This window comes from Pseudanabaena yagii GIHE-NHR1 (assembly GCF_012863495.1).
Classification (GTDB): domain Bacteria; phylum Cyanobacteriota; class Cyanobacteriia; order Pseudanabaenales; family Pseudanabaenaceae; genus Pseudanabaena; species Pseudanabaena yagii.
This window is the reverse complement of record NZ_JAAVJL010000003.1, coordinates 269,135-285,592: the sequence shown is the minus strand read 5'-3', so window position 1 is coordinate 285,592 and position 16,458 is coordinate 269,135. Positions and strand designations below refer to the sequence as shown.

Annotated in this window: 10 protein-coding genes, 1 tRNA gene and 1 pseudogene; 6 read left to right on the top strand and 6 right to left on the bottom strand. The window is 43.1% G+C overall.

Going from position 1 to position 16,458, the window contains the following annotated elements:
• Positions 1 to 110: 110 nt before the first annotated feature.
• Entirely contained in the window at positions 111 to 1,760 is a 1,650-nt protein-coding gene (locus HC246_RS21500; protein WP_169365473.1) for a 2-isopropylmalate synthase, read from the bottom strand.
• A 461-nt stretch (positions 1,761 to 2,221) separates the two neighbouring features.
• On the opposite strand from HC246_RS21500, the gene HC246_RS21495 reads away from it, so the two are divergent.
• The 6 genes from HC246_RS21495 (at position 2,222) to HC246_RS21470 (ending at position 9,551) form a co-directional block, all read left to right on the top strand.
• A complete protein-coding gene (locus HC246_RS21495) occupies positions 2,222 to 3,226 on the top strand; it encodes a glycosyltransferase family 4 protein (protein WP_169365472.1) in 1,005 nt (334 codons plus the stop codon).
• 6 nt (positions 3,227 to 3,232) lie between these two features.
• Complete coding sequence (locus HC246_RS21490; RefSeq protein WP_169365471.1) at positions 3,233 to 4,231, top strand: glycosyltransferase family 4 protein; 999 nt, start codon at positions 3,233 to 3,235, stop codon at positions 4,229 to 4,231.
• Positions 4,198 to 5,514: a lipopolysaccharide biosynthesis protein gene (locus HC246_RS21485; protein ID WP_169365470.1), complete on the top strand. Its 1,317-nt coding sequence runs from the start codon at positions 4,198 to 4,200 to the stop codon at positions 5,512 to 5,514. Before HC246_RS21490 ends, HC246_RS21485 begins: the two co-directional genes overlap by 34 nt.
• Positions 5,515 to 5,737: 223 nt before the next feature.
• Positions 5,738 to 6,820 carry a polysaccharide biosynthesis/export family protein gene (locus HC246_RS21480; protein ID WP_225903076.1) on the top strand — a complete coding sequence of 361 codons (1,083 nt, stop codon included), beginning with the start codon at positions 5,738 to 5,740 and terminating at the stop codon, positions 6,818 to 6,820.
• Entirely contained in the window at positions 6,817 to 8,244 is a 1,428-nt protein-coding gene (locus tag HC246_RS21475) for a GumC family protein (protein WP_169365469.1), read from the top strand. The genes HC246_RS21480 and HC246_RS21475 overlap by 4 nt, the downstream gene beginning before the upstream one ends.
• Entirely contained in the window at positions 8,241 to 9,551 is a 1,311-nt protein-coding gene (locus HC246_RS21470; protein WP_169365468.1) for an O-antigen ligase domain-containing protein, read from the top strand. The genes HC246_RS21475 and HC246_RS21470 overlap by 4 nt, the downstream gene beginning before the upstream one ends.
• Positions 9,552 to 9,722: 171 nt before the next feature.
• On the opposite strand, the pseudogene HC246_RS25630 reads toward HC246_RS21470, so the two are convergent.
• The 5 genes and pseudogenes from HC246_RS25630 to HC246_RS21450 all read right to left on the bottom strand — a co-directional run bounded on the left by HC246_RS25630 (position 9,723) and on the right by HC246_RS21450 (position 16,398).
• Positions 9,723 to 10,654: pseudogene (locus tag HC246_RS25630) on the bottom strand (IS110 family transposase).
• A 595-nt stretch (positions 10,655 to 11,249) separates the two neighbouring features.
• Complete coding sequence (locus HC246_RS21465) at positions 11,250 to 12,743, bottom strand: ligand-gated ion channel (protein WP_169365467.1); 1,494 nt, start codon at positions 12,741 to 12,743, stop codon at positions 11,250 to 11,252.
• Entirely contained in the window at positions 12,625 to 13,800 is a 1,176-nt protein-coding gene (locus HC246_RS21460) for a HAMP domain-containing protein (RefSeq protein WP_169365466.1), read from the bottom strand. The genes HC246_RS21465 and HC246_RS21460 overlap by 119 nt, the downstream gene beginning before the upstream one ends.
• A 99-nt stretch (positions 13,801 to 13,899) precedes the next feature.
• A complete protein-coding gene (locus tag HC246_RS21455) occupies positions 13,900 to 16,158 on the bottom strand; it encodes an ABC transporter substrate-binding protein (protein ID WP_169365465.1) in 2,259 nt (752 codons plus the stop codon).
• 167 nt (positions 16,159 to 16,325) lie between these two features.
• Positions 16,326 to 16,398 (bottom strand) — tRNA-His (locus tag HC246_RS21450).
• Between the last annotated feature and the right edge of the window lie 60 nt (positions 16,399 to 16,458).

Genomic DNA, 16,458 nt, shown 5'->3' with positions numbered 1-16,458 from the left:
TGTTAGCTGAGCGAAGTCGAAGCTAGATAACTTTGGTGGGACATTTTTTATCCGCAAGTCCCTAATCTCATAAAAACTAGAAAGCATCGCTACGCGATGCTTTCTAGTTTTTATAAAGCTGCTTCTCTCTTGAGAGTGTCGCGATCGCTGATCTTTGTATTAGGTGTCTGAAGTGCAAAGTAGAGTTTATTCAAGGCACTGAGATAGGCTCTAGCAGAGGCAACAATGATATCTGTGTTAGCAGAATGACCAGAGAGCGTACCTGCATCGGGATGCTTGAGGCGAATGGTGACTTCGCCAAGGGCATCGATACCTGCGGTAACGGATTGCACCGAGTACTCAATCAACTGATTGGGGACATTCACAATGCGATTAATTGCTTTGTACACTGCATCTACAGGACCAGTTCCTACGGAAGCATCAGTAATTTCCTGACCATCTGGCATGACTACTGTGACTGTTGCTGTAGGAATAGCGCGATCACCACAGCTTACTTGGACATGATCGAGCTTGAAGGCTTCGGGCGCATGACGGATTTCGTCATTAACGATCGCTTCTAGGTCGCGATCGCTAATTTCACGTTTTTTGTCAGCAAGCTCTTTAAAGCGTACAAAAGCAGCATTAAGTTCTTGCTCCGAGAGTTCAAAGCCAAGTTCTTTCAATCGAGAACTCAAGGCATTGCGCCCCGAAAGCTTACCAAGGACGATCAAGTTATCGGTCAAACCTATGGATTGAGCATCCATGATTTCGTAGGTAAGACGGTTTTTCAAAACACCATCTTGGTGAATACCTGACTCATGGGCAAAGGCATTTGCTCCGACGATCGCTTTATTGGGCTGCACCAACATTCCTGTGAGATTAGACACAAGGCGCGAAGTCTTGTAAATCTGCTTAGTGTCAATATTGCAAAGAGGTGCTGTTGATTCCGCAGGACGACCGAGATAGCTATTGAAATAAGCACGACGGACATGTAATGCCATCACCAATTCTTCGAGAGCCGCATTACCTGCGCGTTCACCGATACCATTGATAGTGCATTCCATTTGACGTGCGCCATTCTTAGCAGCTTCGAGGAAATTTGCTACCGCCAAACCAAGGTCGTTATGCCCATGCACAGAAATAATCGCTTGATCAATATTGCGGACATTATCCTTAATACCCTTAATCAAGGCTCCAAATTCTGATGGAGTTAAGTAACCAACGGTGTCGGGGATATTTACCGTTGATGCACCTGCGGCGATCGCAGCTTCTAATACTTGATAGAGAAATTCAGGATCGGAGCGACCTGCATCTTCTGGCGAAAATTCGACATCGGCAACTTTAGATTTGGCATAGGCAACCATCTCAGGCACGATTGCCAAGACTTCAGCGCGAGTTTTACGGAGCTTGTACTCCAAGTGAATATCAGAAGTTGCAAGGAAAGTATGAATTCTTCCTTTTGCCGCAGGTTTGACTGCCTCTGCTGCCGCATCAATGTCGCCTTTAGTAGCACGCGCTAAACCGCAAATCGTTGGGCCATTTTCCGTACCAACGAGCTTGGCGATTTCTTGAACTGCATGAAAATCACCTTTACTTGCGAAGGGAAAACCTGCCTCAATAATGTCTACACCAAGTCGAGCCAGTTGCTGGGCGATTAGCAGTTTTTGCTCCACGTTCAGGGTTGCGCCGGGGGACTGTTCACCGTCGCGTAGTGTGGTGTCAAAAAAGATAATGCGATCCTGAGCAACGTTAGACTCTTGAGGTGTTACTGATGTAGACATAATGCGTTAATTCATGAATGGTTAATATGAAAAGGTAACGATAGAAATACTCTTAAGTCATTTTGTGATTTGTTTTGCTAAGCAGTAAAAAGCACAAAAAACATAAGTTGTCTTCAATTTTAGCCCTTTTCTTTAAAAATTGGTAAGCCATTTTAGTTAGTTATAACAGTAGTTAGTCAAAAACAAAACCCAGAAGAGAGTTGTGGCGCTTCGCGCCACAACTCTCTTCTGGGTTTTTAGCTACATCTAAGCGATGAACAGTAAGGATATTTTGTAGCGCAACTTCCTTCGACGCTCTACAAAATATCTCTACAAAATATATTGAATATATTGATCAGCAAATCTGCGGATTGTGATAACTTCACCCTTGAATGAACATAGGATAAGGGAATAGTAATCAGAAACAGGGGATATCAGAAGTTTTGTAATACAGAAGTTGAGATCGCATCAGGATTAGTTCTATGAAGCCTAAAATTTTACACTTACTTAGCGATCGCAATGTGGGAGGAGTAACTGCTTGCACTAACAGTTTAATGCGATCGCATCTGTCTGAGAAATACGACTTTCTTTTGCTCACACCCAACGAAGCTCTAGCACAAATGTCAGATTTAAAGCCTGACCTGATCATTATGCACGATCCTTCGGCTTGGAAAATTTTGCCAGTTTTGTGGCGATTGCGATCGCATGGTCAAGTCCTCATTCACGATCACCATTATTCAAAATCCTTTGAGGCGATTAATGTTCCCAATAAACAGCGCTTTCGCCTTGCCTTAAAGCTAGCCCATGTGATCGCCAATTACGTTGTGGCAGTATCCCATGCTCAAGGTGATTGGATGTTAGAGCATAAGCTCGTGAAGCCTGAGAAACTAACCGTAATTCAACAATGTCGCACTCTTGATAATTTCTTGTCTTTACCGATTAAACCCTTAGGAGAGAAGTTAATCTTTGGAGTCTATGGCAGGTTCTCTAACCAAAAGGGAGTCGAGCTTGTACTCGCAGCTATGCAAGCTTTACCAGATTTGGATGTAGAACTATTAATCGGCGGCTATGGTGAACATGAACAGATGTTATATCAAATGGCAGAAGGCGATCACCGCATTCAATTTGTCGGTAAGTTAAGTAATGTGCCGCAATTTTTGGAATCCTGTGATGTGGTATTGATTCCTTCGCGATGGGAGCCTTGGGGGAATGTCTGTGTAGAAGCAAAGGCAGCAGCTAAACCCGTTATCGTTACAAATGTTGATGGTCTACCTGAGCAAATTAAGAACTGTGGACTTGTTGCTGAGCCAACAGCCACATCTTTAAAAGAAGCGATCGCGAAAGTAGTGAATATCTACCAAAACTCCCCTCAAACTCTAGTTGCTTGGGGAGCAAATGGTAGAGCAGATGTCAATAATTCATGGGAACGATATCTTATGGAATGGGATCAACTGTCAGAAAAGATCACTAGGAAGAGAAAGAAGTAGAAACTTATGAAGCCTAAAATTCTTTCTGTACTAATTGATCGCAATGTTGGTGGAGTCACAGCATCGGTGAATAGCTTGCTAGAATCTTCCCTTGCTCAGAAATTTAGCTTTGCACTGATTAGCCCTCAGGAAGCTCTATCTAAACATACAAAATCGAAATTTAGACCTGATCTAACGATTGTTCATGATGCTAGCTCATGGAAATTCCTCCTAACTTTATTGCGTTTGCGAATGCGAAGTAAGTTAGTAATTCAAGAACATCATTATTCAGAATGCTTTGAATCTCTCAATGTTTCTCAGAAATGGCGATTTCGGCTAATGCTGAAAATAGCCTATGCGATCGCTAATCGTGTGATTGCTGTTTCCTATGGACAGATGAAATGGATGCTGAAACATAAATTAGTTAAGCCTAGAAATTTGACTGTCATTCAGCAATGTCGCAACTTAGAAGACTTCGTTGTATTACCAAGTAAACCTTTGGGAGATAAATTGATCTTAGGAGTCTACGGACGATTTTCTGCTCAGAAGGGGATTGATCTGCTTCTCAGAGCCATACAGGAGTTGCCTAGTCTAGATTTAGAATTATTAGTTGGAGGTTATGGTGAGCATGAACAGAACCTTCGCAAAATGGCGGATGGCGATCACCGTATTCAATTTGTGGGCAAGTTAGCCAACGTACCGCAATTTTTGGGAACCTGTGATGTCGTTGTTATCCCTTCACGGTGGGAGCCTTGGGGAAATGTTTGTTTAGAAGCTAAAGCGGCTGGCAAGCCTGTCATTGTGACAAGGGTTGATGGCTTAACTGAGCAGGTCAAAGATTGTGGATTAGTTGTGGAGGCAAATGTAGAGGAAATTAAAGAAGCGATCGCTAAAGTTGTTCATATTCATCAAACCTCGCCACAAACCCTGATCTGTTGGGGAGAACAGGGAAGACAATCCGTGCGTGGCGCATGGGAAAGATATCTAGCTGAATGGGAGGCTCTATTTTGGCTGTCCAGCAAATAATCAAAGTAATTAAAGAAAAGTTAGCCGATCGCTTTCTCCGCAATCTCGGTTGGCTCGGTTTGTCACAACTATTCATCCGCGTTTCCCGTTTGGCAGCCACTATTGTGTTGGCGAGGTTGCTCACTAAGGAAGATTACGGGTTAGCCGCACTGGTACTGACAACCAACGAATTTGTGAATGTCTTTACACAAAATGGAATTTGGGCAAAAATCGTTCAAGCTGATGAGGCAGATTTGCCAGAACTTTGTGAGACTTCCTATTGGCTCAACTGGATCGTATGCGGACTAGTGTTTCTATCTCAATGCATTGCAGCTTTTCCAGTCAGTTGGTTTTATAATGATCCGCGCATCATTTTACCAATTTGCGTAATGGCGACGGTATATTTGATGATTCCGATGGCTTTAGTACAAGCTTCTCTAGCTAATCGCGAAAATCGTCTCCATGTTTCAGCTTTAGCTAATGGCATTCAAGTCTCTGTGGATAATATACTAACAATCATCTTAGCCTTCTTAGGATGGGGAATGTGGGCGATCGTCTTGCCTAAAGTATTAGTAGCTCCAATATGGGTAATCGTATACTATCGCAATCATCCTTGGCGACCAACTTATAAATTTACCCTATCTAAATGGCAAGAAATTATTCGTTTTGGGCGTAGCGTCCTAGGAGTGAAAGTAATGCATACCTTGATTAACAATCTAGATTATGTGATTGCAGGAAGATTCTTGGGTGTGGAAGCGCTTGGATTATATTACTTTGCTTTTAATGCAGGGCTAGGCATTAGCATGAGTGCGATTAACACTCTAGAAACAGCTCTATTTCCTCATCTCTGCGATGCACGTAGTCAGCCTAGTGAGTTTAAATCACGGTATTTCAAATCCTTTAAAAGTATCGCTTGGATTATCTTGCCCCTCGTATTCTTACAATCATCATTAGCTCCATTTTATGTACCGTTGATCTTTGGGCAAAAATGGATTGCGGCTATACCTTTATTGATTCTCATTTGTCTGTCAGCAATTCCCCGCCCCTTTGCTAATGCTGCTTCTAGTGGACTATGGGCAATTGATAAACCCGATTGGGACTTTATGTGGAATATCCTATTTACAGGATTTTTTGCGATCGCTTTGCTCATCGGAGTTAATTGGGGAGTCTTAGGTGTGGCGATCGCAGTTTTCTTAACCCATAGTATTGCTTCACCTGCCTATACAGTCTGGGTATCTTCTTATATTTCGCGAGTAATGGATAGGGAAACCACCATAGCAATAGAAACCAAAGAAACAACCTAAACAGCAACTATAATTGCAACCAAATAATTTATGACATAAAGCTCTATAAATCTTACTTTATCCAGTTGCCAACATGAAATTAGCACCCTACACAAATCCTCGTAAATCTCAATAGTTAAATCGCTTAGATCATTATCCTAAGCAGTTTAAAGCCAAATGATTGTGACTTTTGATCCAAAAAATTCCTGCTATAATTAGATGTAATAATTGGGTATCTCTTGTCATGAGGTTAGCTAAATATACACAAAAAGTAGTTTCATTTACCTTAGGCATGATCGCCGTATCAATTACTGCGTCATTGACAATAGTTGCTAAGGTAAATGCAATTCCACTTTCAGCAGGCGATCGCATCAGGGTCTTAATTCCTGAAGGAGATTTGTTTAGCGGTGTATTTGAAGTTAATCTTGACGGCAAAATACAGGTTCCATATTTGGAGCCACTTTTAGTACAGGGGCTTGAAGTTAGTGAGGTCAGGCAAAAGATTTATGATGCTTTAATCGCCAATCAATATTTTCAACCCAAATTTTTACAGGTGAGCGTAAGTATCCTTCAATGGTCAGCGATTCAAGTCACTGTCTCAGGAGAAACATTCCAACCAGGAAGAATCATAGTCAACTCAAGATCAGCCGAGGATCGATCGCAACAACAAAGTGTATCTTCGGGAGACTATCCACCTGAACGTTATCTGACGGCAGCTCTCCGTGGGGCAGGCGGCGTAATGCCCAATGCCAACATTAAAGAAATTCGCTTGATTCGCAATGGTAAAGACCGCAAGGTTGACCTCACGGGTATTTTTACGGGGGAGCCTGTCGTTGATGTACCTTTAGTGGCAGGCGATCGCATTATTGTTCCCAAATTACCTGAACCGCAGAATGAATTTGTCCGTCCTTCACAAATTACCCCCCCCGGTATTCGCGTATTTCTATCAAATCTGACAAAATCGGCAGATAGTAATTCTAGCTCTTCGATTAAATCTGATGGTTCTTCTTTCCCCTATGGAGCAAGGTTGTCTCAGGCAGTGGTTTCTGCAAACTGTGCAGGTGGAATAGTGACTGCCCATGATCGCCATGCGTTACTTGTACGTGTTAATCGTGTTACAGGAGAAACAGTTTCTTGGGATCGTTCCATCGAAGAAATCATGAGAACTTCTAAAAACGATAATGACAACCCATTCTTGATGCCTGAGGATACCGTAGCCTGTTATGACTCGACCACATCCGATGTCCGCGATGTCCTATCCACAATTAGTGAATTTCTGAACCCCTTCAATCTCATATTTAATATTTTTGGAGGCAATAAGAAATGACCGATATTGCTCCCTCAGGATTACCCCATCTGATGAAGCTGGGTAAAAATAACTTTTTGCGATATTCGCGATATATTGCGCTCGGAGTTATCGCTAATGCGGGTCTATGGGGAGCAGCGCTGCTATATCTCAAAGTCACTCCACCCGTTTATATTAGTAAATGGGCAATGATCATGCCAGGGAATGGGTTGGGGGTTAATGTTAGTCTTGCCGATATCGGACAGACTTCTGCTTCTAGTAGTTCGCCCTTTGGCGGTACAAGTATGGACCCGAGAGCAAACTATCAATTTATCATCACGGATGAGAGTGTCCTAGAAATTGCTGCTGAAACTCAGAAAATCCCCATTAGTAAGCTAGGTAAACCGAAGGTCAAGCTAGTTGATAATACTTCCATTATGGAATTGGAAATAGGCGCAAAAACCCCTGAGCAAGCCAGAGATAACGCAACAGCAATCATCGAGGCGCTCCAATCACGTCTGAATATGCTTAGGGCTGAGGAAATAGATAAACGTGGGGAAAATACCGATGCGACTTTAAAAGAAGCAAGAGAAAAATTACAAATTGCTCAAAAAAAGCTATCTGCCTATAAAGCTAGTTCAGGACTAAGCTCATCAAATCAAGTTGGCGAGCTGTCTACAAATATTGAAACACTTCGCAAACAAAAAGCCGAAATATTTGCCCAAAAGGAGCAAATCTCCAGTCGATTTCAACAACTAGCCGATAGTTTGGGGCTAACAGTTCCTGAGGTGACAGATGCATTTGTTCTCCATGCCGATCGCCAATTTTTACAAAATGCCCGAGATTATAGCGAAGCAAATACCACATTAACTGTGATCCGCACGAAATGGGGCGTTAATCATCCCCTAGTGGTCAAAGAACAAGCAAGGCAAATATCTGCCAAATCTGCCATGATTGAACGAGCTAGTGCCATCTTACGCAAAGCAGTTACGACAGAATATATAGAACATTTAATCTTGGGTGATAGCTCTGGCACTAGTCGAGAAAACCTCTTTCGCGATCTCATTGCTTTTCAAGTCGATCAACAGGGAGCGATCGCTCAAAATGAGGCGCTCCAATACCAAATTTCGCAATTAGAAGATCGCCTACAGTCTCTAGTACAAAAGCAGGTCGGCTTAGATAATTTGCAACGTGAAGTGCAAATTGCTGAAGCTGTATTTGCCTCTACCCTCGCTAAAATGAATTTAGCAAAATCAGATATTTTTACAGCCTATCCCCTAGTACAGGTTCTTTCCAAACCATCCTTACCTGACAAAAAATCTGCCCCTCAGCCAACTGTAGTATTTTTAGGAACTACGGTTGGTTCTATCTTGATCACCACAGGTTTAGTGATGCTCTGGTGGCGCAAGGAAATTAAACAAAAAGTAGTTCTAGCAAAATCTAAGCCTGTGGAAGTTGTCCAATGAAACGTGAACGAGAGAATATTCAGCCAGAAAATTTTGCCGAACGTATTATTTGGTATGCGATTATTTGGACTTATTGGTTTTATTTTATCGGGGGATTATATATTCTCGGAGCAGCCGTAGCTTGGATTCTCTTTTACCATCTCTGTCGTGAGCTGTGGAAGCAGGATGAAAATACGCCTGAAGAAGACAAAATTCGGATTCCTTGGTCGATCTGGGTATGGATTGGAGGAATGTTGATGATGGAAGTTGCTTTAGTTATTGGTCATTTGGACAATTACTTAGGTCTAGGGGAAATTATCAAATCGACAATTGGTTGGGCAAAAGGATGGGCTTTGTTAGCTCTTTATCCTTTAGTAGGATGTCTAAAAATTCGCCCAAAGCTAATGTATCGCGCTGCGGCTCTGGTTTGTAGGACAAGCTTATTAATTTCGATTCCATTTGTCCTCGCTTTCTATTTGCATCTTCCTCAAAAGCTTTATGTTTCACCACTGAGAGCTGTCGGGGGACCTAGTGATGCTTTTTTTGAGGTAATGCTGTATGAAATAGACCCTGGTGAAGGGAAACCCAGATGGCGACTATATACACCTTGGGCTCCTGCTGCGGGTTTTGTGGCGAACATTTATTTTTTCATGGTTATTCATGAAAAGGATAAAAAGTTACGCTGGTTAGGAATTGCAGGATGTGTGGTCATTTGCCAAATCTCTGCCTCACGATTGGCTTTAATTTGCCTCCCAGCAGTTTGGTTAATGAGTGAATTTATGGCAAAACTCGGTCGCCCCTACACATTGATTGCATCGGGATTTATGAGCTTTTTTCTGAGTATCTCAACTAATCAGATTGCAGAAATGCTCCATGATTTTTCCGAGAAATTTACTGCCGCAAGAAAAGATTCTTCGCGAGTACGGGCGGCTCTGGGAAGAATTGCTGTTTATCGATGGGAAAAGGAAGCTCCCATTTGGGGACATGGTGTTGTAGTCAAGGGACCTCACATGGTAGAGTTCATGCCCATCGGTTCCCATCACAGTTGGTTTGGACTGCTTTATGTCAAAGGAATTGTCGGATATATATCACTAGCAGTGCCGATGGCATGTGGATTTATCCATATGTTATATCTATCTCAAAGAAGTATTCCTGCGAAGGTGGGCTTATGTATGGTGATGGTGCTGTTCTTTTATACCTTTGGGGAGAATCTAGAAATTTTGGCATATTTGTTTTGGCCAGGTCTAGTGATGATGGGAATCGGCGCACAGCCTAAGTATCTTGAACCTGAAGTTGAACAAATTAACAAACTTGAAGAATCACTGTAAGTTGTGCTCAAATCCAAACCAAGCCCCCCTAAAAGTGCTGCGAAGCAACACTTTTAGCAATTGTCTTAAATGTCAAGCCATAAGTTCATTTCATTCAGGAAAAAATGAATTAATATTATTCGCGCTAAAGCAAGACCATATACAGGTCTAAAAAACAGTTTAAATATATCTCTAGGCAGGCACAACAACAGCCTTACGCCACGCAGTTTTTTGTTTGAGCATGGCATTGAGAATAATCAGTAGCTTGTGCATACATGCAGTCAAAACAACCTTTTTAAGCTTGCCCCTAGCAAGCAGACGAGCATAAAAAGCACGAATCACAGGATTATACCGAACCAAAACCAGAGCAGCCATATATAGAACTGCTCGAACTGATGCTCTGCCGCCAGTAATTCTCCGCTTATCACGCATCTGTCCACTATCACAATTCATCGGAGCCAGTCCAACCAAACTAGAAATTTGTTTTGGGGTAAGGGTTCCTAGCTCAGGTAAAGATGATAATAGTGTACTTGCCACGACAATGCCAACCCTAGGGACACTGGTTAAAATTGCCTCTTGTTCAGTCCAAAGAGTAGATTCTTTAATCTGTTGGGCAATTTGTTCGTCAATTCCTTTGAGACGTTGATTCAACCACCCAATATTCGCTTCGATATCTTCACGAGCTTTGCCACGAATAGATGTTAAACGGTTGCGCTCAGATGTCAGCATCTCCACAATTTGGCGGCGACGAGTAACTAGATCAGTCTCTTCCGCTGCCATTGTCCTTACTTCAGGGCGCAAGGCTTCGCCAAAAAAGGCAAGAATCTTGACATCCACTTTGTCTATTTTTGCCAGTTGATTCGTAGCTTTGGCAAAGTTGCGTGATTGCCTCGGATTGATCACAACCACAGGAAATCCTGCTTGATGTAATGTCAATGCCGAAGTCAATTCCATTCCTCCTGTTGCTTTAAGAATTACTCGTCCAACCTCTGTGGGGTCAGGTATTTGGCTGATTAACTCTTTCACTCCTGCCTCGGTATTCGGCAGATATATCCTTTGTTCGGGACAATATGCACGTCTAACCATGCTTTACAAACATCTATACCTACCCATATTTGACTCATGTTTTTTCTCCACCTATTTTGAGGATGATAGAAAAATCTCTTCCTTGCCTGATGCGAGATTTATATCCCTAGCGATTGTTCGAGTTATATTCCATCATTGTTTATGTGTGGCGACCCTTGCTAAATCTCGATCTTTTTGACCTTAGGGGGTTCGGTCTACCACTTCTCTAAGATACAAGGGGGCAGGAATATGAGTTCGCCCATAGATATAGATCGTTAGGGGCAAAGCATTCTCGCAACAATCTATAAATTTCTCACATCCTCTTCAATTGGTAATGCTCTGCCCAAAAATTTACAATGATAATTCAAATAAAAAATAGGGCTTCGACTCCGCTCAGCCAACGTATATAGATGGCTGAGCGGAGTCGAAGCCTCTTTAAACTTATTTAGAACTGCTATAACTTGTCAGTAAAAGCAAAGAGGGCTTTGCATTTGCAAATTAAATTTTTTTGTGATGAGCCTAGAAATAGTGGCGCAAATGCTAAGCCCCTACAGCATCTTGGGGTTTTCATTGCAAGTAAAATTTAATGAATTTGCAGCCCAGAACTTTTATTCTGGGCTTGGTCTAGACTAAGCGATCGCACCTTGGCGATCGCTACCAATCAAAAGCCGTCAGCAAAGACTTCGTGATCAAAACACCTAAGAAACCGATAGGAACTAACCACCGCAGATATCTAACCAATTCCTCAACGATAAACCGATCCATCCGTCGAGTGACATCTGGATTAAAGAGCGTAAGCGACAAAAGCACAGAAATCAGTTGATAGGCATGACCAGAAGTGAATACCTGAGATACGAGACTGTTGCTGCCGAGCCAAGGATATCGTACTGAAAAGGTAAAGGTGAGCGCCACCAACGCCAAAATCGAGCCACTCCAAGCGACCAAACGCGGAGCTAACTCTACATTTGAGAAGAACGTAAAGATCGTCGGGACGATCAAGGTCAATAGGAAAGGCGTAAAGATCGATCCGAGAATTGCATTCGGTATGCGCTTCATCCCCACACGAGCCTCAATCTGACGCAGAAAAGCACCATTCCAAGCGCGGAGCTGGGTCATTTTAAAAGTGATGCCCTGTGGATTCCATCCATTCACCTTGAGATCGGGATCGAGTCCTGATTCATTCAGATCTTCCTGATCTTGAGTCAAGGTAATCTGATTGGAGTTGTACTTAGACGACAACATGGCTACCAACAATGACTGAGTATCAAAGGGAAAAGCATCTAAATTTAATTTAGTCTCGAAGGTCGCTTTGACACGCTGGATGAGTTCCACTTCCCCATCATAGTGAATGAATAACCCCGGAACAATTTGAGCATCCTTCTCAATGATGTTAGTGATTTTAATTTGCGGGTTCCAGATTGTGGCCAACTTCGCCACCGCCGACTCTTGTCCAAACTCCAAACGGTTGGTTCCCATCTCACCTGTATCGAAGGCTAACCGAGGATCTTTCCAGACATACCTTAAATCAAACTGACTCTCAAAGGTATTAGTGGCTTCATTGATTTTGCTAATGTTATTGACAAACAAAGATACACCTACCTTTATTGGTAGAGCCACATTAGTTGGGAAAGGCACAAGATTATTCAACCCTAGAGGGTTTGCATCTGGAGCAGTCGGTTTTTTGCCGTTATCCTTAGCGTTATTTTTGTTTACTGGAGGCTTTACTGCTTCGGTAGCATTATCTTTATTGACTGAATTGACTGGATTTGCTGCCTCAATAGCATTATCTTTACTAACTGGATTCGCTGCTTCAGTAGCGTTATCTTTATTGACAGGTGGATTAACTGGTGGATTAACTGGCGGATTAACAGAAGGCTTTGCTGTTTCAGTAGCGGCTGGATTAGCTTTAGATTCGGCAAAGATAGCGGTTGTGGATAGATTTGTTCCTGCTCCAATATAGGTAGCTAAGTAGAAAGAAATGAACAGTAAACAGAAAATGAATATGCGATATATCGAAAATGTTTTTAATCTACGCATTTCCCAACTCCTTCTTCGCATCAGGCTGAGCATGACCCTTGCCATTACTTTGGGAAGCGCTGGTTTGAGTTGCGAGAGTTTGTAGCGATCGCGCCATACCACCAATCTCATCCTGACGGTTAGCTAATTCTTCGAGATCGGGAGCTGCATTTCCATCGGCAAGCTCATTGCTAGCCTTAGCGATCGCCTCAAAAGGCTTAAGTAACATGGCATTAACCACAATCAACAATGCACCCGTCAGCAACACGATCTGTAATCCCGCCATCGCGATCGTGCCTGTGAGTGCCCACCGCTGCTGCGTCTGAAATTCACTAAAATCGCGGACTGCCACCACCGCGCCGATGCGTTCACCCTTGTAGTCCAGCACTGGTACTAATACCAGTCCATAGTCATTCCCATTTACCGTGAGCAGGTCAACTGCAACATCGCGAGCCTTGGCAAATATGGCTGGAGACAGCAATGACTTAAGAGCTGCCCAGTCAGTAACTTCAACGGCTTGATAGCCGCCCACGATGCGCTCGTTATCGGGACGAGGTTGCAATTTGGCAACCTCAGTCATCAACTTATCATCGATGAACACACCAACGTCAAAGCCTGTATTCGTCTTAGTTTGCGATAGTACCGACGAGAAACTCAAGCCGATTTCAAAGCTACCGATGATCCCCTCATCATCTTTGACGGGATAGACTGCGCGAATGCTAAGCCCACGACGACCAATTTCCATACCGCGTTGTGGTTCGCCAGTGCGATTAGCGACCAGAACCATCTGCCGAAATCCACTCAAATCTTCACCATGTCCATCCTTGAGCGCATAGATGCGGAGAAAAGAGATTGCAGGTGGCAGAATAAACTGTCCTTCTCTCACACCAAACTGATCGCGTTGGACAATCATGGCGGGTAATAGACGGGTGGTGAGATCTTCTCGATTTTTTGCCCGAAATGCCTGTTTGATCGAGGGTAATGAGGAAACTAATGAAGCACGGGCGGAAGCTTTGTTAATCTGCTCGTTAATGTTGCTTTGGATGAGAGTAGCTGTGATATTCAGTTCGCGTTTCTTCGCACTTTCGATCATGGCATTGTTTGCCTGAAAACCTGAATATGCAGACACAATCGAAGTGGTTATAGCCACCATAAACAACAACAGTTGAGATTTCCACTTAATATTCATAGTTCCCTTAAAACTAACTGGCAGGATGCTGATTACACTTTGATTAGTCAAATAACAGAAAGATTGCAGTGCTTTACTCTGCAATCTTTCTGTGGGTTTTTAAACTAGGCGATCGCTATAACTAATTGCAAACGTGGCAACGGTAGTAATCAAAATTAATGGATAGAGAATCCACGAGGCAATGTTCAAATATTTAAAGGCTTTTTTATGACCATCTTTGTCGAGCTTAGTGCCGATCGCTGTAACGACAATCGGTAGCAAACACAAACAGAAATAGACATAAAACACATATTCCATCGCTACGGTATAGCCGACTTCAGGAAGTTGATTGTTAAAGGAAAGTAATAACACAATCCCTGATAGTAGCGCTGAGGCAGGAGCCATCGTGCGGGGCACAAACATCGTATAGGGGAAGAATAGGCAGCAATAGGTTAGGAGCGATAGCAAGATCAAAGGCAAGACATTCTTAGAGAGAAACACTAGGGTTTTACGCTGGAAAGTCATGCGAATGCTTAATCCAGGATATTCAATTTGAGCATTGGATTGTACCAAATCGGGATCGCCTTGAGTGGAAGTACTGCGCGAAGAATCTTGGAAATAAGTGATGTCTTTGAAATTCCAAAGCTGTAGCCCTTGGAATGGTTTGCGTTCAGCATCCTTGGCTCTAGGCAACTTTAAGCCCACGGTATCGATCGCATAAACTAGTCGCTCCGTAGACAAAGTGGGATTATCAAAGCGTAAATTTAGTTTTTGTGAGTCAAAGGGATAATCACGAAAATCGAAGGCATTACGGAATTCACCGCGCACCCGATAGAGGCGATAGTTTAAGCCATTGACCACCTGAGCCTTGATCGGAGCCTTGCCATCAAATACGGGAGCCGTAGGATTGACGCTATTGGTAACTGCATCAGGGAACTGAATCTCTGTGGGTTCATCACCGCCACTATAGCGGAACCATACATAAAAATCGGCGGTAAAGGTGGATTTATCAATGCGATTCAGCTTATTGATATCCATGCCTGCATAAACTACACGCTGCCGCCAAAAATATTGATCGCCCGACTGGACAATGCTACCCGATTGCAATTCCTTGGGTAAATTCAAGCGTTCAGGATTAGCGATCGGCGTAAATTGCTGGGATGCCGAAATTAGTTTTTGATTTTGGAACTGGGCAAGACGCACAGGCTGATCACTATTGCGATCGCTATTAAAGTACAGCAGCCCCGTCAAGCCTCTAATCCCTACCTTGCGATTGTTGAGTTTCGACAGAGCATCACGCACCTGTTCGCGATCGCCTTCTACGTTTGTGCCCTTAGGATTGGCTTTACGAATCGCGTCCACTGCGGCAATCGCTGCCTCATAAAACTTTGCTCCTAAATATGAGGGAGTCTTGCTATAGGCTTTTTGATAGGAAGTTAAGAAGTCCTGAGCATCGGCTCCTGCGCTGTCAAACAAGATCGGCAATGGCACATACATCCCATCCGTAAAGAACCCTGCATTTTTCTTTTCTTCATCATATTTTTCAAAGCGTTTGGCAAAGCTTTCTCTACCAAGAGCCTGCTCACCCAAAATCGAATTCTTTAGCCCCTTTTGTTTGAGCGCTACCAAGAAATCCTCAGCAACCTCTTCTTTAGATAAAGTTAAAAACAAAATGCCCGCTTCAGGCTCGGCAGCAATTTCATTGACAATTTGTTGCACTGAAGCTTTGCGATTATTGGGGTCAGAATCGATCGCCCAAATTTTTTGAATTTTGCCATTATCGTTAGCTTCAAAGGCGGACTTAATCACCTCAGACTGGGCAAGTTCATTTTTGCTAGCTTTGTCGTAGATCACACTCGCAGTTTTGATCTGCAATACCTGCTGAGCATAGATCGATAGGGTCTTCGCAAGGGCAGGATTGGTATAGATCATCCGAAAATAATAGGGGCGATCACTTGTGACCTTCGGACTATTTGCCGTACCTGTAATCGCTGGTAGTTTCTTGTCTTGGTAAATGCTACCCGCCGCGATCGAGGCATCAGAGGAGCGATGTCCCAACACCACCAATGCGTCACTTTTGGCAATGTCGTTAGCAACTTGAGTTGCCCCATCCGCATTGCCCTTGTCATCATAAATGTTTAATTTAAGCGGACGACCGTTAATTCCCCCCTCGCGGTTCGTAGCATCAATATATAACTTGATGCTATCCACGATTTCCTGCCCCCCACTAGCGCCATCACCACTTAGAGGTGCAGCAACCGCGATCGCGATCGCACCGCCCTCAGCCCTTGACCCCTGTGGGAATAAACCGCCAAGCGATATCACACTAAAAAGCGTGATTAAGGCGATCGTCCAAAACCTTGCAACTGTCTTACCCATGAAAATACAGCCGTCCTAAAACTATAAAAACCATTAGATACGATTTCAGTGCAAAGCACTGCGATCAACATATAAATACTCTCTCGCAATTTTATCCCTAAGAGATAGCGTCAAAATACCCAAAAAAATAGAGACTGTGCCAAGCACAGTCTCTATTTTTTTATTAGGGCGAACGATGGGAATTGAACCCACGAGTGGAGGAACCACAAACCTCTGCCTTAACCACTTGGCTACGCTCGCCATTTAACCGTTATCTATCTTAATACTAGTACGTGTATTTAGACAAGTACTTTTTTAAAT